At 40.4% G+C, this 22,056-nt stretch carries 18 protein-coding genes; 9 read left to right on the top strand and 9 right to left on the bottom strand.

The features are described from left to right. The first annotated feature begins 90 nt into the window (after positions 1 to 90). On the top strand, positions 91 to 2,094 hold the full coding sequence (locus NLF99_RS09345) for a M13 family metallopeptidase (protein ID WP_254527901.1): 2,004 nt from the start codon (positions 91 to 93) through the stop codon (positions 2,092 to 2,094). 1,664 nt (positions 2,095 to 3,758) lie between these two features. On the opposite strand, the gene NLF99_RS09340 is transcribed toward NLF99_RS09345, so the two are convergent. Further along, a complete protein-coding gene (locus tag NLF99_RS09340) occupies positions 3,759 to 4,091 on the bottom strand; it encodes a YegP family protein (protein WP_185214268.1) in 333 nt (110 codons plus the stop codon). 75 nt (positions 4,092 to 4,166) lie between these two features. After that, positions 4,167 to 4,547 carry a YchJ family protein gene (locus NLF99_RS09335; RefSeq protein WP_254527899.1) on the bottom strand — a complete coding sequence of 127 codons (381 nt, stop codon included), beginning with the start codon at positions 4,545 to 4,547 and terminating at the stop codon, positions 4,167 to 4,169. Between the two features lie 163 nt (positions 4,548 to 4,710). On the opposite strand from NLF99_RS09335, the gene NLF99_RS09330 reads away from it, so the two are divergent. Both NLF99_RS09330 and NLF99_RS09325 read left to right on the top strand, forming a co-directional pair. Further along, positions 4,711 to 5,223 carry a lipocalin-like domain-containing protein gene (locus NLF99_RS09330; RefSeq protein ID WP_185214270.1) on the top strand — a complete coding sequence of 171 codons (513 nt, stop codon included), beginning with the start codon at positions 4,711 to 4,713 and terminating at the stop codon, positions 5,221 to 5,223. A 255-nt stretch (positions 5,224 to 5,478) separates the two neighbouring features. Then, positions 5,479 to 7,389 (top strand): class II glutamine amidotransferase, encoded by a 1,911-nt coding sequence (locus tag NLF99_RS09325; protein ID WP_254527895.1) that lies wholly within the window; start codon positions 5,479 to 5,481, stop codon positions 7,387 to 7,389. 466 nt (positions 7,390 to 7,855) lie between these two features. Here NLF99_RS09325 and NLF99_RS09320 read toward each other — a convergent pair whose 3' ends face one another. Next, positions 7,856 to 8,641 (bottom strand): murein L,D-transpeptidase catalytic domain family protein, encoded by a 786-nt coding sequence (locus NLF99_RS09320; RefSeq protein WP_237219580.1) that lies wholly within the window; start codon positions 8,639 to 8,641, stop codon positions 7,856 to 7,858. Between the two features lie 69 nt (positions 8,642 to 8,710). Then, on the bottom strand, positions 8,711 to 9,751 hold the full coding sequence (locus NLF99_RS09315) for a L,D-transpeptidase (RefSeq protein WP_254527894.1): 1,041 nt from the start codon (positions 9,749 to 9,751) through the stop codon (positions 8,711 to 8,713). Between the two features lie 138 nt (positions 9,752 to 9,889). On the opposite strand from NLF99_RS09315, the gene NLF99_RS09310 reads away from it, so the two are divergent. Continuing rightward, a complete protein-coding gene (locus tag NLF99_RS09310; protein WP_254527892.1) occupies positions 9,890 to 10,303 on the top strand; it encodes an NUDIX domain-containing protein in 414 nt (137 codons plus the stop codon). 79 nt (positions 10,304 to 10,382) lie between these two features. On the opposite strand, the gene NLF99_RS09305 is transcribed toward NLF99_RS09310, so the two are convergent. Further along, entirely contained in the window at positions 10,383 to 10,976 is a 594-nt protein-coding gene (locus NLF99_RS09305) for an outer membrane beta-barrel protein (RefSeq protein WP_254527889.1), read from the bottom strand. A 540-nt stretch (positions 10,977 to 11,516) separates the two neighbouring features. Between NLF99_RS09305 and NLF99_RS09300 the strand changes: the two genes are divergently transcribed. Further along, the gene (locus NLF99_RS09300; RefSeq protein ID WP_254527887.1) at positions 11,517 to 12,671 is read left to right on the top strand and encodes an MFS transporter; all 1,155 of its coding nucleotides are present in this window, start codon (positions 11,517 to 11,519) and stop codon (positions 12,669 to 12,671) included. 340 nt (positions 12,672 to 13,011) lie between these two features. On the opposite strand, the gene NLF99_RS09295 is transcribed toward NLF99_RS09300, so the two are convergent. Continuing rightward, the gene (locus tag NLF99_RS09295) at positions 13,012 to 13,341 is read right to left on the bottom strand and encodes a hypothetical protein (protein ID WP_254527885.1); all 330 of its coding nucleotides are present in this window, start codon (positions 13,339 to 13,341) and stop codon (positions 13,012 to 13,014) included. Between the two features lie 540 nt (positions 13,342 to 13,881). Then, the gene (locus tag NLF99_RS09290; RefSeq protein WP_254527884.1) at positions 13,882 to 16,773 is read right to left on the bottom strand and encodes a heavy metal translocating P-type ATPase; all 2,892 of its coding nucleotides are present in this window, start codon (positions 16,771 to 16,773) and stop codon (positions 13,882 to 13,884) included. Between the two features lie 133 nt (positions 16,774 to 16,906). On the opposite strand from NLF99_RS09290, the gene NLF99_RS09285 reads away from it, so the two are divergent. Continuing rightward, complete coding sequence (locus NLF99_RS09285) at positions 16,907 to 18,196, top strand: Gfo/Idh/MocA family protein (RefSeq protein ID WP_254527883.1); 1,290 nt, start codon at positions 16,907 to 16,909, stop codon at positions 18,194 to 18,196. Here NLF99_RS09285 and NLF99_RS09280 read toward each other — a convergent pair. Next, positions 18,193 to 18,795 carry a hypothetical protein gene (locus tag NLF99_RS09280; protein WP_254527882.1) on the bottom strand — a complete coding sequence of 201 codons (603 nt, stop codon included), beginning with the start codon at positions 18,793 to 18,795 and terminating at the stop codon, positions 18,193 to 18,195. The two genes, NLF99_RS09285 and NLF99_RS09280, sit on opposite strands and share 4 nt — an antisense overlap. A 2-nt stretch (positions 18,796 to 18,797) precedes the next feature. After that, positions 18,798 to 19,613 carry a 3-methyl-2-oxobutanoate hydroxymethyltransferase gene (panB, locus tag NLF99_RS09275; protein WP_185213655.1) on the bottom strand — a complete coding sequence of 272 codons (816 nt, stop codon included), beginning with the start codon at positions 19,611 to 19,613 and terminating at the stop codon, positions 18,798 to 18,800. 120 nt (positions 19,614 to 19,733) lie between these two features. On the opposite strand from panB, the gene NLF99_RS09270 reads away from it, so the two are divergent. The 3 genes from NLF99_RS09270 to pyrF are packed head-to-tail and all read left to right on the top strand — an operon-like array spanning position 19,734 to position 21,916. Next, complete coding sequence (locus NLF99_RS09270; protein ID WP_185218416.1) at positions 19,734 to 20,477, top strand: RluA family pseudouridine synthase; 744 nt, start codon at positions 19,734 to 19,736, stop codon at positions 20,475 to 20,477. Between the two features lie 2 nt (positions 20,478 to 20,479). Next, on the top strand, positions 20,480 to 21,076 hold the full coding sequence (locus NLF99_RS09265; RefSeq protein ID WP_254527881.1) for a TlpA disulfide reductase family protein: 597 nt from the start codon (positions 20,480 to 20,482) through the stop codon (positions 21,074 to 21,076). A 6-nt stretch (positions 21,077 to 21,082) separates the two neighbouring features. Continuing rightward, positions 21,083 to 21,916: an orotidine-5'-phosphate decarboxylase gene (gene pyrF, locus NLF99_RS09260; protein ID WP_254527880.1), complete on the top strand. Its 834-nt coding sequence runs from the start codon at positions 21,083 to 21,085 to the stop codon at positions 21,914 to 21,916. Positions 21,917 to 22,056: the final 140 nt, after the last annotated feature.

The raw sequence follows: 22,056 nt of genomic DNA, 5'->3' as shown, positions 1-22,056 counted from the left end.
TATATAAAAATAGTTACTTTCTGTTTTTTCCTAGAATCGCTATGTTTGCATAGGAACTATCTCTTAGTTCTAAAACAAAATAGGTTAATTATGAAACAATACGTATTAATGGCAGCATTATTTGCTAGTTCAGCTTATGTTTACGGGCAAGAACATCAAGCAATCAATGTTTCCTACATGGACAAATCCGTTCGTCCTCAAGATGATTTCTACAATTACGTCAATGGTAATTGGATGAAAACTGTAGAAATTCCTTCTGATAAGGCTCGTTGGGGTTCTTTTGATCAACTAAGAGAAAACACGGATGAAGCGGCCTTGAAAATCCTTAAAGAATCTTTGAACACTAAATTCGAAAAAGGAACCGATGGGCAAAAGATCGCTGATCTATATAAATCTTATGTAGACTTTGATACCCGTAACAAGTTGGGGATAGCACCTATCCAACAACAATTGAAGGATATCGACCAAGTGAAGAACCTGAAAGGTCTTTACGATTACTTCGTTAAATACGGAGCTATCGGTGGTAACCCTTTCTTCGGTGCCTATGTTTATGCCCACATGAAAAACAGTAACATGAATGCTGTTTATTTAGGTGGTGGCGGATTAGGTCTTGGCCGTACTTATTACCAAAAAGAAGATGCCAAAAATACAGAGACTTTAGGAAACTACAACCAATATATCAACGCCTTATATGGCAAGGTTGATCCGAAGACCAGAGACCTGAAAGGTCCTAAAGTAATTGAATTTGAGAAATTGATCGCTTCAAACCTGAAAACAGTAGAAGAGATGCGTGATGCTCAGAAACGTTACAATCCTGTAGCGGTGAAAGACTTGAATAAAATGGTAAAGAACATGGATGTGGCAAAATACATCCAGACCCTTGGATTCAAAGCTGATACCGTAATCATTGGTGAACTTAACTATTACCAAAACCTAGATAAGATCGTTAATGAGGAAAATTTACCGGTAATCAAGGAATACTTGAAATTCCATGTAATGGATGATGCTACTGGTTATTTGACAGAAGAATTAGATCAGTTGTCTTTTGATTTCTATGGGAGGAAACTAAGAGGTCAGAAAGAACAACGTTCGCTGGACAAAAGAGGATTGGAATTTGTCAATGGCAATGCTGGTGAATTGTTAGGAAAGCTGTACGTTAAAGAAAATTTCCCTGCTGAAGCGAAGGCTGCCTGTGAAGAATTGGTGCAGTACTTGATCAAATCTTTCAATGTACACATCAAAGATCTAGCTTGGATGTCGCCTACGACCAAAGAAAAAGCATTGGAGAAACTTTCTAAGTTTACCGTGAAGATCGGATATCCTGATAAATGGAAAGACTATTCAAGTCTTCAGGTTGGTACTTCCTTGATCGAAAACGTAAATAATGTACGTCGTTGGTCATTTGAAGAAAACCTTGCTAAACAAGGAAAACCTGTTGACAAATCTGAATGGGGAATGACACCTCAAACCGTTAATGCTTACTACAGTCCATTGTTCAATGAGATTGTATTCCCAGCAGCTATCTTACAACCTCCATTCTATGATTACAAAGCTGATCCAGGAGTGAACTTTGGTGGTATCGGTGCAGTAATCGGTCATGAGTTATCTCATGGTTTTGATGATTCAGGTTCACAGTACGATGGAAATGGTAACTTGAACAACTGGTGGACTGATGATGACAGAACTAAATTTGAAGCAGCTGCTGATGCTTTAGTTGCACAGTTTGAAGCATACGAGCCAGTACCAGGGGTATTTGTAAACGGAAGGTTCACCTTAGGTGAAAATATCGGTGACCTAGGTGGTTCTTCTGTTGCTTTTGATGCATTGCAAATGTACCTGAAAGACAAAGGAAACCCAGGATTGATCGATGGTTTCACACAAGATCAACGTTTCTTCCTGTCATGGGCAACAATCTGGCGTACTAAAACGACAGATGAGTTTGTGGTAAACCAAGTGAAAACTGACCCACACTCTCCAGCTCAATACCGTGCGACAGGTCCGATCATCAATTTAGATGCGTTCCACAAAGCATTCGAAACCAAAGAGGGTGACAAACTGTACATCCCTAAAGATAAACGTATCGTTATCTGGTAAACAGATCCTGATATAAAATGGAAACAGGAGTAACCGAAAGGTTGCTCCTGTTTTTTGTTTTGAGAGGTTGGGGGTGGATAGGATATGGCAGTTGGTTTTGAACCAGGATGGAAAGGATGTGAGGATAGACCAAGAACTGGGAATTAACCAGGATACCCTTCGCCGCCGCTCAGGGTACAGGATGAGAGGATAGACCAAGATTTGAAATAGCCTCACCTGTTGGGATTGCGGAGCGCAAAAAAATGTCCCTTTCCGGTGTCAACCTGACGAAGGAAGGGTCTCGAAATATTACAGACCTAATCAATTTAAATAATATGGATTTTTTTGGCGTACGGTTTCTTAACCTTCGGTTAAGAATGACAAGATCTAGAGGAGGAGAACCGAACAGATTCTTCACTGATCGTTCAGAATCAAAATGTGACCTAGAGGGATTCAGAGTGAAACTCAGAATCTAGTTTTTAGGATCACTGTCATCGAAATCGTAAGATGAGAAAACTAATTTCTTTGATTTATGTCCATTCAGAAAGATTTATTGAAAAATATTTCACCCCCTCTGGGGGTTCTCACCATTAACAAACATTCACCTTCCGGAGGAGGCCCTTTAGCCTCCGGCTCATTTCCAATGGCGGAAAAATGGAAAGAATGCCGTTGCCCTGCGCGATGGGATTGCTAAAATAATTGAACCCTTCTAGGGTTCTTTTTATTGCAAGAATTTGGCATTGGCAGTGGGTAAAGGAACATTTCACCTTCCGGAGGAAGCCTTTTAGCCTCCGGCTCATTTCCAATGGCGGAAAAATGGAAAGAATGCCGTTGCCCTGTGCGATGGGATTGCTAAAATAATTGAACCCTTCTAGGGTTCTTTTTATTGCAAGAATTTGGCATTGGCAGTGGGTAAAGGAACATTTCACCTTCCGGAGGAAGCCCTTTAGCCCCCGGCTCATTTCCAATGGCGGAAAAATGGAAAGAATGCCGTTGCCCTGTGCGATGGGATTACTAAAATAATTGAACCCTTCTAGGGTTCTCTTTATTGCAAGAATTCTTCATTTCGAAATCGTAAGATGAGAAAACTATTTCAAGTTAAGTATGGATAGTTCCGAGACCCTTCGGCAAGCCCTCAGGGTGACACAGAAAGGTATAGAAAAACATTTCACCCCCGGTGGGGGTTCTCACCATTAACAAACATTCACCTTCCGGAGGAAGCCCTTTAGCCCCCGGCTCATTTCCAATGGCGGAAAAATGGAAAGAATGCCGTTGCCCTGTGCGATGGGATTGGCCTTGGAATGCTTTCAAAAGATCATCCCTTTTGATGGGAGGATCTTTTGAAAGATATTCCCGACAACAAGGCATTCTTGTCCATGTGTAGTGGATGGTGCGAAAAGCCATCTTAAATGAGCCGAAGCCTTTACGGATTCGAGTAGTTTTTGGTATCCGTGAGCTCCTTCGTCGGTTTGGTTACTTTTGGGCTTCAAAAGTAACGAAGAAATTTGCAGAAAAATATCTCACCCCTTCCAATTGTTTCTCAAAACATTCATCCATCCTTCCGGAGGAAGCTCTTTATCCCCCCGGTTCATTCCTTTGCTGGAGAGATGGACATCATCCGTACATCTGGCCACAAAAAAAGCCACAATCAATGTGGCTCTCCATAGTGGTAATATTTTCGAATATTAAACTGTTGTATCGTCAATACTTGCGTCAGGAGCGTTTTCTTGGATTGATTTGATGCCGTTGCTGCGGCCAGCTTCGCTTTCGTACATTTCGCTAGTTCCGATGATCTGACCGTTGGCAGCTTTTAGGTTGAAGTAAAACTTACCGTTCTTTGCTGTTAACTTGTCAAATTTTGAACTGTCTTGTGAATTTTTCTTAACGGACTGTATCCCGTTTTCACAAGCAGCTTTTGTGGTATAACCTTCACTGCTTAGGATGACCTGTCCATTTGCAGCTTTTAGGTTGAACTGGAATTCCCCATTCTTCCTAGTTGAAATTACAAACTTTCCCATAGTTTAAAATATTTAGTTATTTACTAATTTACTAATTTCCAATAAATTCCAAACCCTCAAAAACCATAATATTATTTAGGCAATTATTCTGCCATCCAAATAGTACCAAGTCCCCTGCAGTTTTTGGAACCTGGATTTTTCACGGTGCAGCCGTTTTTCACCGAAGGGATCCACATAAATGGCCCTAAATTCTACTGTGTTTTCAGTGGCTTTTATGATTTCCAATCCTTCCCATTTATTCTCTTTGCTCCACTGTTCAATTTCGGACTTTTTCTGGAACCTTCTGCTGTTGGGGTGGAAGGAATTATACAGAAAATCGACCAAGGATAGGCAGAAAGCACTATATCTTGCCCGCATCAGCTGCTCGGCAGATTCGGCATTTTTTAGGTCAAGATGTACAATTTTGCAACAATCTTCATAATTATTTCCAGAACCACAATAACAATTCATGTTCATATTCAAGGGATTAAGATTTTCTTCTTTTTTAGGAACCAATGTTGGTCTAAAACTTGTTTACCGAATATACAGATGTTTCGTTTGTCACAGAAATATCTATATAAGGAATGTTACAAACTATTAATGAAGAATCGCCGTTATAATGGCAAACAATAACCCCTAAATGACAACATTGAAGAATGAATTAGTAGGCACATGGCAACTACTATCCTATATAGAAGTACCTATTAAAGGTGCAGATTCAATATTCCCGATGGGCCAATCTCCAAAGGGATTATTAATGTATGGAGCTGATGGCTTTATGTCAGTCCAGATATCAAGTTCAGAGCGCAGTCAATATGCCTCTGATGACCGCTATTTAGCGAACGAAAAGGAAATCCAAGAACAGGTCAAAGGTTTTATCGCTTTTGCCGGTTCATATAAGATCGACAATAACAATGCTATTGTTCAATATTCCATTACAACATCTTCATTCCCGAATTGGGAAGGTCAATTCCAGGAACGCAAGATCGATTTTGAAGGTGATATCCTGTACCTGAAATCCGTTGAACCAATTCTTTCAGACGGTATCATGGTCAATAGCTATATGACTTGGCAACGCATAGAAAAAGCTGAGTTTGTTTCAAGACGTGAAAAATTCATCGAATACACAAAGCCAAAAGTTGTAAACCCATAAGGAGAGAGCCGCAGTACCAAAGGTCTTGTATGGAAGGGCATATCAGATACGCCCAACCATACAAAATTCTTTTTCCCTCAACAGGATTATAGAATGTAATTAACTCCACATTATTTTAACAGTAATATCCGATATTTCCGTTCTGGTGTCTGATGTCTCTTGTCTGAAGTCTATCTTTAAGTGAAATATTTTTTACATTAAGATGTATCTGATATTTTTTCAAAATTCCGTACCTTTGTGCCATCAATTCAAGATATGAGTGACGCTATAAAACACGAGTGCGGTATCGCACTAATCCGACTACTAAAACCCCTATCTTATTATCAAGAAAAATACGGTACGCCCTATTACGGCATCAACAAATTGTACCTTCTTATGGAGAAGCAGCACAATAGAGGCCAAGATGGAGCGGGTATTGCGACGATTAAATTCGACGTCAAGCCTGGTAACCGTTATATTTCGAGGTACAGGGCCATGGGGTCTTCGGCAGTTGCCGAAATCTTCGAATACGTTCAGAAGAAGTTCGCTGCGGTTAACAAAGCTTATCCTGAGGAATCCAAGGATACCCAATGGTTGAAAGACAATGTGAGCTTCACGGGCGAAGTGTTATTAGGCCATTTGCGTTACGGCACACATGGTAAAAACAGTATTGAAAGCTGTCATCCATTCCTTAGACAGAATAACTGGATGTCCAGAAATCTCGTTGTAGCAGGTAACTTCAACATGACCAATGTGGATGAACTGTTGCAGCAACTGTACGATCTCGGACAGCACCCTAAGGAACAAGCGGATACGGTTACGGTACTGGAAAAAATCGGTCACTTCCTAGATGAAGAAAACCAAAAGCTTTTCGATAAATTCAAGCAGGACGGTTTTTCCAATATTGAGATTTCCGCCCAGATTGCGAAAAACATCGATGTTGCCAAGATATTGACCCGTTCAGCAAAGACTTGGGATGGTGGCTATACCATCGCCGGTATTTTCGGTCATGGAGATGCTTTCGTTATGCGTGATCCTGCAGGTATCCGCCCAGCATTCTACTACCAAGACGATGAAGTGTTGGTCGTGGCTTCGGAAAGACCAGTAATACAAACAGCTTTCAACATTCCATTGACTGCTGTCAAAGAGATCAAACCAGGCCATGCCTTGATCGCTAAAAAAGATGGAACGGTAACTGAAGAAATGTTCAGACAACCGGTAGAACAGATGTCCTGTTCCTTTGAGAGAATCTATTTCTCCAGAGGGTCAGATGCTGATATCTACCAAGAACGTAAATCCCTTGGTAAATTATTGATCCCCCAAGTATTGAAGGGTATCAACAACGATATCAAGAATACGGTATTCTCTTTCATCCCGAATACTGCCGAAGTATCTTACTACGGTATGATGGAAGGAATCAACCAACATGTCAGAGATTGCCAGAAAGAGGCCCTTTTGAACCGCACGGATAAAATCTCGGATGAAGAATTGAATGAAGTATTGGATCTAAAACCTCGTTTCGAGAAATTGAACGTGAAAGATGCCAAACTCCGCACCTTTATCACGCAAGATGCTGACCGTCAAGATATGGTACAACATGTCTACGATACAACTTACGGTATCGTAAATGACCATGAAGATACCATCGTTGCCATCGATGACTCTATCGTTAGGGGAACGACCTTAAAGCAGAGTATCCTAACCATTCTGGACCGTCTACATCCTAAAAAGATCGTAATCGTTTCTTCAGCGCCTCAAATCCGTTATCCGGACTGTTATGGTATCGATATGTCCAGGATGTCAGAGTTCGTTGCATTTGAGGCAGCAATCGCCTTATTGCGCAAGAATGGATTGGCCCACATCATTGATGAGGTCTATCAAAAATGTTTGGCTTCAACGACCATGCCGAAAGATCAGGTTGAAAACTATGTAAAGGCAATCTATGAGCCGTTTACCGATGATCAGATCTCGCAAGAGATCTCCAGGATCGTGAAACCTCATAACCTGAACGCAGAGTTGGAAGTAATTTTCCAAACGTTGGATAACTTGCATATTGCCTGTCCAAACCACAAAGGTGATTGGTACTTCTCTGGTAACTATCCTACTCCGGGAGGTAACAAGGTTGTAAACCGTGCCTTCATGAACTGGATGGAAGGTAAGAACTTAAGAGCATACTTCAGCAGCTAGTCTGGATTATAGAAATATTAAGATTTAAAGGTCATGATTTTATCATGGCCTTTTTCGTGCCTATTATCTTGACCTCAGTTTGACCTTGTTCGAGACACATTCGGAAAATTGAAAATATGTTAGGGATCAATTCCCAATTCAATCCAGTAAATTCCCGAATGATTCTCGAATATGTCTCGAATAAGGTAGGTCTTTTAGCTAAAATCCTGTCCAAAAAATTGGCCTTTTGATAGGTTGATTTTGAATTCAAGATATTATTGAAATTCCTTGTTGGTGGGGGAATGTTTTGTTTGCCAAAAAAGAACGTATAGTTTCAATTCGAAGCTAGCAAATTTTGCCGTTATTCCATATTTCTAAATATGTAATCAAAAAAAAGATCATGAACCCCAGTTTCAATAACCGGATCCATGATCTTTATCTTTTATCGGAACCTCCGTCTAAATACTAAATATTTAGTACTAAATACTTAATTCAGAACAGTTTTGGATTTACCTGTTTCCTCATCATGCTGAGTGGCAATCAGGGTAGAGGTTGGTTCCAAAGGATGTTTCTTTACAAATTTTGTAGAGGCCAGATATTCTTTGTTTCCGGCATAGATATACATCAGACTTCCACCTTTGATCGTATTGATGATCGGTTTGGTCAATTCGCGAGGTAGGGCAGGGCAGCCGTAGCTTCTTCCTAATCTACCGGTAGATTTAATGATATCTGTACTGCAATAATCAGCTCCATGAACCACGATGGCCCTAGGTCTTGCTTGATCATTGATTCCTTTTTCAAGTCCATCCAGGCGCAATGAGAATCCATTTCCGCCGTAATAGGTTTCTTCAGCATAGTAGAATCCAAGTGAACTTTGGAAAGATCCGTGTTTGTTAGAAAAAGATTTTGCAAATTTTTCACCGCTGTTTCTTCCATGGGAAACTATGTTGTGGTATAAAAGCTTTTTGGCTTTCATGTCCAGGACATACATTCTTTTGTCGGTTGAAGGCAAGGTGAAATCAATGATGGTCATGATGTTCCTGTTCTTCGGGTTCAATTGCTGGTAACCTTGCATAGCTTGCTCGAAGGCGTCCCATTTAATGATCCCTTGCAGTTTCATTTCATCATATAATTCTTTAACTGGATCTTTTACTACTTCTACTTTTGTCTGTGTGATTTCTTTAGGAGCATTTACTTGCGGATTGATGTTTAGGTCTCCAGACATTGTGGAGGTCGCAATAGCCCATAATGAAATAAGCAATAGTTTATTCATAAGCACATTTTCCTAGTCTCTTTTTACAAAGCTAGGAAAAATATGACAATCAAAGTGTTAAATACGGTTCTAGTCTATTACAACCACCAGGGATTTAAAGGGTTTTGACGTGTCGTAAACAAACTTGGCATGAGATGACGCATTTCTGACACACATATGTGACCTTGGTGTCGTACCCAATGACCATGAATACTCCACGATCTTACCTTTTGGATTATTCACCGGAACACCGTGAATATAGCCTCCATTGGTGAATCGGGACGCATATGGGGCAAATCCTTCAATGGTCGTCGTCCCATCGCCGTAATAGAACATTTTTGGTTTTTGTTCTTGGACCATAAAGATTCCAACCGGTGTTTCCATCTGGTGAGGCGGGTTGTGCTGACCCGATGTAGCAGGGTTCATACTGCGGATTTTCCATTCATTTTCGCCCGTTCTTTCCACGGTCATAATATTTTGGTTTGTAACATCTACAATGTTGACATGGGTAATTTTCAGGGAATCACCGATAGATTTAACATATCTTTTCGGCACAAACCAGGTTCCTTCAAAGGAGATACCATTGACCTTGACCATCTTTAGGGTGTCGGCGCTTTCCAAGCTTACCAAGGATCCATCACGGCCGTAAATGGAAGGTTTTTTACTGTCTTCGGCTTGGTATAGCGGTGCAGACTGATATTTTTCGGTGCCTAAGGTGTCGGAAACCCGTTTATAGGCATTACGGACAAAGTTTTCCACAACGGCAGCTTCGCCATTACGGTTTTTATAGTTTTGAAGGACGCCATATTGATGGGGAGCCCTTTGGAAATTTTCAATGAATGCCAATTTTTCCTTGATCTTTTCGATTTGGAATTGGCGGGTGGTATCCTTGTAAGGATAGGTTTCCTCTAAAGAGTGTTTATCGTATTGTAGATCTTTTTCCAGTTTGATGTCAGCTGCAGTGCGAGGTCTTTCCCTTTCTGCTCTTTCCGCTTCTTCTTGAGCTTTTTTAACGCGCTCTATGGAATCTTGCTTTCTTTTCTCAGCAGCACTAGTGGTTTTTGACGAGTTCTTACAGGATGCGACGATTAATAAAGCAAAGAGTAAGGACCAGAAAAAGTAATGTTTCATTCGCTAGTTTGGTGTTTTTTAGTGGATTGTAATCTATTTTTGATGCAAAAATAGGATTAACTTCAATATCAACCTATTGAATACTAAAAATCATTCCATTATTTCGGAAATTAGGAAATTAATTCTCAAATTCATCAAATGAAGCTAAATAACTACATCACCATTGCCGTTGGAGTTATCATTAACAAACAGGACGAGTTATTGACCGTCCAAAAAAATGGCTCCAGCTATTATCAGCTTCCGGGAGGCAAGATAGACGCGGAAGAGCGACCCGTGGATAGTTTGATCCGGGAACTGAACGAAGAATTGCATATTAATTTGGAAGAACAGCATTGTAAGCTCTTAGGCGTACATGAGGCCCAAGCTGTCAATGAAAAGGGAAAAACGGTCCGGGGCTATGTTTTTCAATGTGAATTTGTGGATCAATTTGAAAAGATAGAACCACATGCGGAACTTAGGGAAATCCGTTGGGTAAAAAAAACCGAGATAGAAGAAGTGAAATTGGCCAATCTATTGAAACAATTTGCCTTGCCCATCTGGATGGAAAACTAGTACGTTTGGAGAAAAGTAGGTAAAAAATAAAGGGATTGCCCGTTTAGGCAATCCCTTTATCTATAATAATTATTATCGATTAAAAGTGAAAAGTAACACCAACAGTTGGAGCTAATGAATTAACGTTCAATCCGTATGAATTCACTGTAGATTTTACATCAGTAGCTTCATCAGTTGAAGAACCATTGTTGTAGAACAAACCTTTTACTTTAAATTCAATACCTAAGTTTGAAGTAGGGAAGTAAGCCACACCAGGAGCTAATTCCACACCATAGTTTGCTGTAGTACTTGTTTTATCACCATTTAATTTTTCAGTACCCCATGACATAGGAACAGTCAATTGACCGAAGAATTTTACAGGACCTTCATTGTTACTGTACATTCTTCCAAATGGAGCAACAACAAAAGAAGAATAGTTATTTTTTGTGTCAGGACCATTTTGGCGTTCATTCCAAGAGTAACCAATACCAGTACCTACAGCGATATTATCGGCTACAAAGTAACCCACATTAGGGATAATGCTAAACTCATTTGATTTTGTGTCTGAATCTTTAATAGAATGACCTTGGTAGGTAACTTGGCCACCTAGCATAAATTTACCTTTTTCAGTTTGTGCATTTGCTGCTAATCCTAATACTGCTACAGCAGATAATGTAAGTAATAATTTTTTCATGATTTCAATATTAATTGTTTGACTTTATTGTCATATATGGTCAAATAGTCAATATCTGTACCAACTTGATCGACGTATTAGATGTTTAAGCAACTATTTTTTTTAACTAATCAATAAGGTGTTGAAATACAGGTAGTTTAAATTATTTACCGGATTTTTTAATGACAATTAACAAACAATCTTCAAACCATAGCTAATTTCTTCAACTGATAATAGTTAAAATAATAGCCAAAATGTCATGGATTTCGGGAAATCTGTACTGTCAAAAAATCATTTTGTTTGTCAGGTCCTCAAGAATTAGGCATAAGCGACCCTTTTTCGGATTTTGCTGAGCGCTTGAGGCGTCACAGCTAAGATGTTTCTGTGGGATATGCTGAAGGAATGGTGCTGTTCCTTTAATAATTGAAGGTAACTCAAATAGGATTTATAAATTTTAAGTTTTAAATCCAAACCAAGGCTAGATTCTTTAGATTTACGATATTAAGAGAATCTATGGAAAAAAGCGGAAATCCTATACTTTCAAAATCCCTGTTATGGCTCATGACAATCGTATCAGGGGTTGTTGTAGCGAATAATTATTATAATCAGCCTTTATTGGCAGAGATGGCATCAGAATTTGAGGTTTCTGAATCCACAATCAGTAAGATTACCGTCTTGACCCAGCTTGGATATGCCTTTGGATTATTGATGATCATTCCATTAGGTGATAAGCTGTTCAGAAAGAGGTTGATACTTATTGATCTGGTATTTGTTTTTTTAGCCTTGCTTTGGATGGCCATGTCCAAAGAGTTATGGATGATTTCCATGGCGAGTTTCTTGATAGGATGTACCTCCGTTATACCACAGTTATTTGTACCTATGGTTGCGGACCTATCTAATGAAGAGAATAGGTCCCATAATATCGGCATGGTGATGTCAGGCTTGTTGATGGGAATTTTACTTTCCAGGTTTATCGGCGGTATTGTAGGTGATATTTGGGGCTGGCGAAGTATTTATTATGGAGCCGCAGTCCTGATGTTGATTTCATGGATCTTTGTGTACCGTATGTTGCCGGAAATGAAACCTAACTTCAAAGGGAATTATTCTTCCTTAATGAAGTCTGTTTGGAATCTGGCAAAATCAGAACCTATCCTACAATTGGCATCATTTAGAGGTGCAGTTAGTTTCGGTTCTTTATGTGCAGTATTTACCACTTTGGCCTTTCACTTGGAAGAGCCACCCTTTGAGGTCGGTCCATCCGTGGCGGGTACATTTGGCTTGATTGGCGCAGCAGGAGCCTTAGGTGCTGCCTTTGTTGGTAAATTAAATCGAGTTTGGTCTAGACATAAAATTATTACGGTTTCACTTTTTATCCTCCTTTTCAGTTGGTTCTTTACCTATTTTATGGGGAATACCTATTTGGGCTTAGTAATCGGCATTGTCATGATCGATCTGGGATTGCAATCTTCGCATATCATGAACCAATCCGATTATTTCGCTATCAAGACCCCTGCAACAAGTAGGTTGAATACGGTTTATATGGTGACCTACTTTATCGGAGGTTCTTTCGGTTCATGGCTGGCAGCACAGGCTTGGGGATTTGCCGGTTGGACAGGAGTATGTACAGTAGGGGCAAGTTTTGCGGTCTTGGGGCTGGTCTCGCACCTGCTGCTGGCGAAGAAAGTGAATGAAATGAAGAAAGGTGATTTGAATTAAATTTTTAGGGCTAAATAATAGTCGATTGAAGGATTGTTTTGAACCAGGATTGGGATTCGACTCCCCTTCGGCTTCGCTCAGGGAGAGCTCACCCAACGAGGATGAGAGAATGGACCAAGATTTGGGTCAATTTGTCGCAGGAAAGTCCCCAATACGTTAGGGGCGTATCGAATACGCCCGCCCCATACAAACATGAATTAAAATCATTTTCTTCGTTACTTTTAAAGCCCAAAGTAACCAAACCGACGAAGGAGCTCACAGATACCAATTCTCTTCGTTACTTTTGAAGCCCAAAAGTAACCAAACCGACGAAGGAGCTCACGGATACCAATTCTCTTCGTTACTTTTGAAGCCCAAAGTAACCAAACCGACGAAGGAGCTCACGGATGCCAATTATCTTCGTTACTTTTGAAGCCCAAAAGTAACCAAACCGACGAAGGAGCTCACGGATACCAATTTTCTTCGTTACTTTTGAAGCCCAAAAGTAACCAAAAGGCTTCGGCTCATTTAAGATGGCTTTTCGCACGGTCATCCGCACATGGACAAGAATGCCTTGTTGTCGGGAATATCTTCCTTCAAAATTCTCCCTTTTGATGGAGAATTTTTTGAAAGCATTCCAAGGCCAATCCCATCGCACAGGGCAACGGCATTCTTTCCATTTTTCCGCCATTGGAAATGAGCCGGGGGCTAAAGGGCTTCCTCCGGAAGGTGAATGTTTGTAATGGCGAACCCACAGCGTGGGTGAAATGTTTTTCTATACCTTTCTGTGTCACCCTGAGGGCTTGCCGAAGGGTCTCGGAACTATCCATACTTAACTTGAAATAGTTTTCTCATCTTACGATGACAACCACCTCAAAAAAATAAAATAAAAAATAGATTCTTCGTTTCACTCTGAATCCCTCTTTAATGCATTTTGATTCTGAACGATTAGTGGGGAATCTGTACGGTTCTCTACTACTAATGTGTGTCATCCTGCACCGAAGGTGCAGGAACTGTACGCCAGTGCAACCCCTTATTATTCTGAGATGTTTCGTGCCTCAACATGACAAAAAAAAGGAAAGAAGGTTCAGGAAAGTACAGCAATGTAATCCTCAACCAGTTTATCGATTTGGTCTGTTTTATTCCGAGATGTTTCGTGCCACAGCATGAAAAAAAATGAAATGTCAATGTCCTCTGGAATTTATTTTCATAGATCCTAAATCCTTTCCTCTTAATCCAATTTCACTGCATTTAATCTCAATGAATTGACAATTACAGAGACAGAACTCAAGCTCATGGCTGCAGCTGCGATCATTGGGGACATCAGAATCCCAAAAGATGGATATAATATACCGGCTGCAATGGGAATACCGATGACATTGTATAAAAATGCGAACAATAGGTTTTGCTTGATGTTCCTCAGCATGGATTTACTTAGCTTGAAGGCTTTGTGCACGCCGATAAGATCTCCTTTTATCAAGGTGATTTCTGCACTTTGGATGGCAACATCTGTTCCGGTGCCCATGGCAATACCCACATCTGCTTGGGTTAAAGCTGGAGCATCGTTGATTCCATCACCGACCATGATCACCTTTTTACCAGCCTTTTGCAGTTCTTTGATACCATTTAGTTTGTCTTCAGGCAATAAACTGCCTTTCGCATGGTCGATACCTGCCTCTTTCGCAACGATATCTGCAGTATTTTGGTTGTCACCAGTAAACATATAGACTTCAACACCCTCGTCCATAAATCTCTTGATTACCTCTATGCTGCTTTTTTTCAAAGCATCAAATGCGGCAACCAAGCCAGCAACTTTTCCATCGATGGCAAGTACGGATACAGAATTTCCCTTTTTCTGTAATTCCTCAATCTTTTGGAGTTGTTCATTGCTGACCTCGATATGCTGTTCTTCCATTAATCTTGGTGTTCCAAGTAAGGCGGTCATATGGAATATATGGCCTTTGACACCCTTGCCTGAAATGTTTTCAAATTGAGCAACATCTAATAGCTGTAAGCCATTTTCTTTGGCCTTATCCGTCATGGCCTGTGCCAGCGGATGGGTACTGTTTTTATTGACAGATGCTGCAATCTGAAGGATGTCATTTTCTGAGAATTTGTCGTTTTCTGAAGTAACCTCAGATACGGAAGGTTTACCTTCTGTAATAGTACCTGTTTTGTCCACAACCAGCACATTGGCTTTTTCAAGTTTTTCCAGCGCTTCTGAGTTTTTGATCAGGATACCATTTTTTGCTCCTTTTCCAATTCCCACCATAACAGACATAGGCGTTGCAAGACCTAATGCACAAGGACAGGCAACAATCAATACAGCCAACATATTTGAAAAAGCCATGGCCGTACTATTGGGGACAGATGATATGTTCCAAAGGATAAAGGTCAAGATTGCAATGGCAATAACGGCAGGGACAAATATTTTGGAAACCTTATCGGTCAGTTTTTGAATAGGAGGTTGACTTCGACTGGCATTATTTACCAGCTGAATGATTTGGGAAAGGAGGGTTTCAGAACCCACCTTTTCCGCTTTGATCAAAATCTCATGGTTTCCGTTGATGGTTCCACCGATTACCTGATCGTCTTTTGATTTTTCAACGGGAATAGGCTCTCCGGTAATCATGGCTTCGTCGATGGAAGTATTACCTTCAGTCACAATTCCGTCTACTGGGACTTTATCTCCTGCTCTTACCCTTAAGATATTCCCTACTTTAACATCGTGGATCGATATTTTCCTTTCTTTTCCATTTTCAACCAGGATAGCTTCAGCAGGACTTAATTTGATCAATTCCTTAATGGCAGAATTAGTTTTAGAATGGGCTTTGGCTTCCATTACCTGACCTAATAAAACCAAGGTAAGGATGACCACAACGGATTCGAAATACAGGTGGACCTCTCCATGATGCCCCTTTAGTTCTTCAGGGAAGATCTGGGGGAAGAAAAAGGCCAATAAACTAAAAATAAAAGCTGCTGCTGCTCCTAAGCCAATCAGGCTGAACATATTCAGGTTCCAAGTCTTGAAAGAGGTCCATGCACGTTGGAAGAACATCCAACAGGTATAGAAAACTACAGGTAATGTCAAGATCAATTGCAACCAGGCATTGACTTTATACGGGATAACCTGACTGATCGGTTGACCGGGCAACATATCGCCCATGGACAGGATAAATACAGGCACTGTACATGCGACGGAAATCCAGAATTTCTTTAGTAGGTCCCGATAGTGTTGGTCATCTTCTTCGGTAACCTGATTAGGGACAAGCTCCATTCCGCAGATTGGGCAATCTCCAGGGTGATCCTGAACGATTTCTGGGTGCATGGGGCAGGTGTATTCCACTTTAAGGGTGGTATCAGGAATTTTTTCCAAATTCATTCCACAAACTGGACAAGAACCAAACTTATCGTAGACTTTATCCCCTTCACACATCATAGGGCAATAGTATTTCCCAGCATTGTTGGCATTGACCGTCGGTTGTGCCTGATGTTGATGGGAGGGAGCATTGAAGTCCACTTTTTCCACAGGGCGTAAATGCATATTACAAACCGGACATCTGCCAGGTTCATGATAAATCTTGTCCTTACCCTCGCAAAACATTGGGCAGATATATTCTCCACTTTCAGATAGCTCAGGCTCATGCGAATGTTGATGATGCATGTGCGGGGCACTTCCTTTCTCCTGGATATGGTAATGTCCACCTAATTCATCCAATTTATTTTGTAGTTCTTCGGTGGAAATGGCAGATTTTGCTTTGATTTGGGCTTCTCCCTTTTCAAGATTTACGGTAGCTTGAAGTTCCGGAATTTCATTCAGTTTTTTCTCCACATTAGTCCTGCAGCCATTGCAGGTCATTCCAGTCACTGAGAATATCTTTTCGGTTGGAGCATGACTGTCCAGATTTTCCTCTTGATGGATCTGATAATGTCCGCCCAGTTCATTGAGCTTATCTTGAAGATCGGTAATATGGATAGGTTCGTCGGCCTGTATCTGGGCCTCCGCTTTTTCAAGACTTACTTGAGCTTTGATCCCAGGAATCTCATTCAGCTTTTTCTCGACGTTGGTCCTACAGCCATTGCAGGTCATACCTGTTACTTTATATGTGTGATTCTTCATCATGCTATTGATCGTTATTAATGAATACAAATTTCAGGAGAATTGGGTTTAGAATTGTTACATAATTTCCATTAATAGTTATAAAATTATGTAGAATTTGCAGGAAGATCCGTAAATTCATAGAAACCTAAAACGAATGAGCATTTCAAGAAGAGAATTTATTTACAAGTCAGCTTTGTTATTTCCTGCCTTGCACCTAACATCATTATATGGTAGGACGAAAAAACAATCTACCCTGCGTGTTGGCGCTATTGGTATCAAGGGGATGGGTTGGTCAGATTTAAGTTCCATCCTAAAAGTATCCAATGTAAGTTGCACCGCTATCTGTGATGTGGATGATGCTGTGATTCAGGAAAGGCAGAAACAATTAGAAGCTTTAGGTCAAAAACCTAAGGTATATAAAGATTATAAAGCCTTATTGAAAGATCCTGAGGTCGATGCTGTCATAATCGGTACGCCTGACCATTGGCATTGCCTGATGTTGGTGGATGCCTGTAAAGCTGGTAAGGCAGTTTATGTGGAGAAACCCATTGGGAATTCCATTGTGGAGTGTAATGCCATGCTAGCAGCGAAAGAAAAGTATAACAGCATTGTGCAGGTAGGACAGTGGCAACGATCGCAGAAGCACTTTAAGGATGCCATTGAATTTGTGCACTCAGGGAAATTAGGGAAGGTTCGCTTAGTAAAAGCTTGGGCTTACTTAGGTTGGAAAAAGCGTGTTCCAGTTGAGCCTGATGGACCAGTTCCAGCAGGTGTTGATTATAAATCTTGGTTAGGTCCCGCTAAGACAAGACCATTCAATCCGAATCGTTTCCACTATAATTTTAGGTGGTACTGGGATTACGCAGGTGGTCTGATGACCGACTGGGGAGTCCATCTATTGGATTATGCGCTATTGGGGATGAAGGTTTCAGATCCGAATTCCATCATGGCAGCAGGAGGTAAATTTGCTTATCCTGATGATGCAGGTGATACCCCTGACACCTTGACTACTGTCTATGAATTTGATGGATTCAATATCCAATGGGAACATGCAACCAGTATTTCAGGAGGTCCATATAGTCGTGAACACGGTATTGCCTTTATAGGTAACAATGGCACTTTGGTATTGGATAGAAATGGCTGGGAAGTGATTCCAGAGATGGATAGGATGGAGGCTGTTCCCTATCAGAAGAAAGTAGACAATGGACTGGATTTGCACATGCAGAATTTTGTGGAAGCCATCCGGACCAAAAATGGAAATATTTTAAATGCTCCCCTAGAGGTAGGAAGTCATATTGCTAAATTCTCCCAAATGGGAAACATTGCCTATAGAACAGGGAAAAAGATCTATTGGGAGAAGGAAAAACAACGATTTAAAGAAGCTGAAGCCAATAAATTATTGGCAGCGGGCTACCATAATGGCTTTAAGTTGCCTCAGGTTTAAATGATGGGGTATAAGGAAGATTTAGGATTGATGGAATAATTTTCTTTCAAGGTTTTGAAGAAACGTGTATTCATCTGATTATCTTCCAAAATAAAGGGCACAAAAACTTGGTTATTATGAACGCTGAGTTCATAATAACCAAATAATATTTGATTGTTCTTCTGAACAGATTTAACCGCACGAACTTGCTGAACATCCTTCAGCAGATTAAAAGAAACTTTATTTCCACTTAGCCATTCAATCATCACATCATTGGTATTTGGATTGAACCAGATCCTTTGATCCTTGGCATATTTCAATTGATTGTTCAAGAGAAATAGTTGGCTCATGAGATAGAGACTGATCGGAAGCATGAAAAGGATAATCTTGACCTTCATGGCCAATACGATCGTGATAATAAAGAGTACAACCCCTATACCTACACTGAACAGGGTGTTCTTGATGGTCCTTTGGATAATGGGCGCGCCACTTTCCACAAGAAAAAAGCCTTGCTTATTGCTTTTTTGAACAGCAGTAGATTTGCCCTTCATCATCACTCTTCGCGACAGAAAGTAAATCAATATACCGACAAGGATTACAATAAGAAGGATTTTGTTCATGATTAATATTGTTCAGATTCGTTAGGGTATTCTTGCGCTTTCACGTCAGCCACGTATTGCTTCACGGCTTTGTTGATCTCTTCATTTAAGTTTAGGTATTGTCTCAAGAATTTAGGTTTAAACTCTTGCGTAATACCCAGCATATCATTAACAACCAATACTTGGCCATCGCAAAGATTACCTGCTCCAATTCCTATGGTCGGGATGTCCAACATTTTAGAAACTTCGCCTGCTAAAGCTGCAGGAATCTTTTCCAGAACAACGGCAAAACATCCTGCTTCTTGAAGGGCTAAGGCATCTTCCTTTAATTTCGCGGCTTCAGCATCTTCTTTAGCACGAACACCAAAATCACCAAATTTATAGATGGATTGAGGGGTCAAGCCTAAGTGTCCACAAACCGGAATTCCAGATTGTACGATTTTCTTGATGTTGTCAATGATTTCAGTTCCACCTTCTAATTTGATGGCATGTACGCCGGATTCTTTCATCATCCTGACCGCTGCTTTGTAAGCATCTTCAGTAGCACCTTGATATTCACCGAAAGGAAGATCGGCGATGACCATGGAGCGTTTAGCTGCTCTAGCTACCGCTGAAGCATGATAGATCATATTGTCAAGCGTAATAGGCAGTGTGGTTTCAAAACCTGCGAAAACATTGGCAGCAGAATCGCCTACCAACAGAATATCAACACCGGCATCATCTAAGATTCTTGCGGTTGAATAATCATAAGAAGTAAGCATACTGATTTTCTCCCCTCTGTTTTTCATATCGCGAATAATAGATGTTGTAATTCGCTTGATTACTTTATTTACTGACATGTTAGATTGCTTTTATTGCAAAAGTAGGCATTTTTGTAGGAGTATCAACCTGAATGTTAACCTATTGCTTAAACTACGCTGAATTATAGAAAATTAGCAATAATTCTTATTTTTGCGGTTATGGCTCAACAAGAGAAAAATCTATTTAAATATCCGAAATTCAACGAACTGATCATACACGAGGATGACAACCTCATTGTTATCAATAAACCTCCCTTTGTGGCCTCATTGGATGCAAGGGGAGGTGATGAGGTGAATATCCTTCGCTTGGCGAAAAACTATTTTCCAGACGCACAGGTCTGTCACCGATTGGACAAGGATACTTCCGGTGTTCTCCTGATTGCGAAAAATCCAGAAACCTATAGGCTCATGTCAATAGAATTCGAAAAACGTAGGGTCGATAAAACCTATCATGCCATTATTGGAGGGACCCATGTTTTTGAAGATCTTCTGGTGGACTTACCGATCCTGAACCAAGGAAATAAGAATGTGACCATTGATCGCTATAATGGGAAACCTGCAGAGACAATTTTCAACAGTATCCAATATTTCAAACATTTTACTTTAGTGGAGTGTAAGCCGATTACTGGTAGGATGCACCAAATCCGTATCCATCTTGCTACCCAGCATGCTGCCATCGTAGGCGATGCGATGTACCGTGGGAAACCTGTATATCTTTCCCAAATCAAGAAAAGAGGATTTACACTTTCTAAGGATCAAGAAGAATTGCCGATCATGAAGCGCTTTGCTCTGCATTCCAAGGCGGTTAAGTTTACTTTGGATGGTAAAGAATATGCATTTGAGGCAGAATATCCGAAAGATTTTGCTACTTTGTTGAAACAGTTGGAGAAATTTGATTCATAATCATGGCCGAAAAGAAAAACAACACAAAAAATATTTTATCCTGGGTCCTTATTATTGTTTTGGCAATATTGGTATTGACACCAACGACCAGAACAGCAATTCAAAGAGGATTAATGAAAATAGGTCTTTTTAATCCCTCAATCCCAAAACAAACGGCTGCAGAGCCTTCCGCAACCCCAATGGTGATGACGGAAACAGTAACTCTATCCGATGATACCGGAAAAAGGATCCAAACCCATGAACTCCAGGGGAAAGTAGTCTTTATCAATTTCTGGGCAACTTGGTGTGGTCCTTGCCGTGCCGAAATGCCATCTATCCAAAAACTATATGATAAGTATAAGGATAATGATAAGGTTGTGTTTATGCTAGTAGAGATTGAGCATAATGCAGATGGTGCGAAGGCGTTTATGGAAAAGGAGAAGTTGAATATGCCCATATTTTATCCTGAAAGTGAGATACCAACAACTTGGTTAAGTGGATCTATTCCTTCCACGGTTGTGCTGAATAAACAGGGAGCCCTTGCTTTTGACCATAAGGGCATGGCAGACTATTCAACCAAGGAGTTTGAGGATTTCATGATCTCATTAATAAATCAGTAATATATAATGACCAAGAAAGAGCTAATAGACAATATTAAAAGAAAGAAAAGCTTTTTATGTGTAGGATTGGATACCGATATCACGAAAATTCCAGAACATCTCTTAGATGAGGAAGATCCAATTTTTTCATTCAATAAAGCTATCGTTGAAGCCACTGCAGATCTTTGTGTAGCTTATAAACCGAATATTGCTTTTTATGAGAGTTATGGCGTGAGAGGTTGGGAATCCCTGCGTAAGACCTGTGAGATCTTGCCAAAGGATTGTTTCAGTATTGCAGATGCCAAGAGGGGCGATATTGGCAATACCTCCAAGATGTATGCGCAGGCTTTTTTCAATCCGGAATCTTCGGGGTTGAATTTTGATTCCATTACCATTGCTCCTTATATGGGAGAGGATTCGGTTACTTCATTTCTTGATTTTGAGGGTAAGTGGGCAATTGTACTGGCATTGACCTCCAATCAAGGTAGTTTGGACTTTCAGAATTTCCAGAATGTAGAGGGAAAGCAATTGTTTGAAGAAGTCATCGACAAGGTAAATACTTGGGGGAGTTCGGAGAATCTGATGTATGTTGTTGGAGCTACACGTGGGGAAGCATTCACTAAAATTAGAGAGCATGCTCCCGATCATTTCCTGTTGGTTCCAGGTGTTGGAGCGCAAGGTGGATCATTGGCTGATGTGTGCCAGTATGGAATGAATAAAGACTGTGGACTTTTGGTCAATAGTACCCGTGGAATTATCTACGCTTCTAAAGGTAGAAACTTTGCTGAGAAAGCTCGTGAGGAGGCTGTGCTATTGCAGAAAGAAATGCAAGAGCAACTTGAAATCCATGGAGTTATCTAGGTTTATCTGAATTAAAAAATAAAATTAATATAGTGCAGTCTTTTCTCAAAAGGCTATAAAAACTTTCATGATCGTTTGAATTTCGGCGAAAACATGAAAGTTTTTTTAAATTCTGAATCTTTGGCATAATAATTTGTGGA

Source organism: Sphingobacterium sp. LZ11T8 (assembly GCF_024261425.1).
Taxonomy (GTDB): domain Bacteria; phylum Bacteroidota; class Bacteroidia; order Sphingobacteriales; family Sphingobacteriaceae; genus Sphingobacterium.
Note: the sequence above shows the minus strand (reverse complement) of the source record. Positions and strands in the feature narration are given on the sequence as shown.

Coding starts and splice junctions, on each gene's coding strand:
- NLF99_RS09270 (WP_185218416.1), top strand. CDS start 19,734: ATGGCTCAACAAGAGAAAAATCTATTTAAATATCCGAAATTCAACGAA.
- NLF99_RS09285 (WP_254527883.1), top strand. CDS start 16,907: ATGAGCATTTCAAGAAGAGAATTTATTTACAAGTCAGCTTTGTTATTT.
- NLF99_RS09280 (WP_254527882.1), bottom strand. CDS start 18,795: ATGAACAAAATCCTTCTTATTGTAATCCTTGTCGGTATATTGATTTAC.
- NLF99_RS09265 (WP_254527881.1), top strand. CDS start 20,480: ATGGCCGAAAAGAAAAACAACACAAAAAATATTTTATCCTGGGTCCTT.
- NLF99_RS09345 (WP_254527901.1), top strand. CDS start 91: ATGAAACAATACGTATTAATGGCAGCATTATTTGCTAGTTCAGCTTAT.
- NLF99_RS09335 (WP_254527899.1), bottom strand. CDS start 4,547: ATGAACATGAATTGTTATTGTGGTTCTGGAAATAATTATGAAGATTGT.
- NLF99_RS09290 (WP_254527884.1), bottom strand. CDS start 16,773: ATGATGAAGAATCACACATATAAAGTAACAGGTATGACCTGCAATGGC.
- NLF99_RS09340 (WP_185214268.1), bottom strand. CDS start 4,091: ATGGGAAAGTTTGTAATTTCAACTAGGAAGAATGGGGAATTCCAGTTC.
- NLF99_RS09330 (WP_185214270.1), top strand. CDS start 4,711: ATGACAACATTGAAGAATGAATTAGTAGGCACATGGCAACTACTATCC.
- NLF99_RS09325 (WP_254527895.1), top strand. CDS start 5,479: ATGAGTGACGCTATAAAACACGAGTGCGGTATCGCACTAATCCGACTA.
- NLF99_RS09300 (WP_254527887.1), top strand. CDS start 11,517: ATGACAATCGTATCAGGGGTTGTTGTAGCGAATAATTATTATAATCAG.
- NLF99_RS09295 (WP_254527885.1), bottom strand. CDS start 13,341: ATGGCGGAAAAATGGAAAGAATGCCGTTGCCCTGTGCGATGGGATTGG.
- pyrF (WP_254527880.1), top strand. CDS start 21,083: ATGACCAAGAAAGAGCTAATAGACAATATTAAAAGAAAGAAAAGCTTT.
- NLF99_RS09315 (WP_254527894.1), bottom strand. CDS start 9,751: ATGAAACATTACTTTTTCTGGTCCTTACTCTTTGCTTTATTAATCGTC.
- NLF99_RS09320 (WP_237219580.1), bottom strand. CDS start 8,641: ATGAATAAACTATTGCTTATTTCATTATGGGCTATTGCGACCTCCACA.
- panB (WP_185213655.1), bottom strand. CDS start 19,613: ATGTCAGTAAATAAAGTAATCAAGCGAATTACAACATCTATTATTCGC.
- NLF99_RS09305 (WP_254527889.1), bottom strand. CDS start 10,976: ATGAAAAAATTATTACTTACATTATCTGCTGTAGCAGTATTAGGATTA.
- NLF99_RS09310 (WP_254527892.1), top strand. CDS start 9,890: ATGAAGCTAAATAACTACATCACCATTGCCGTTGGAGTTATCATTAAC.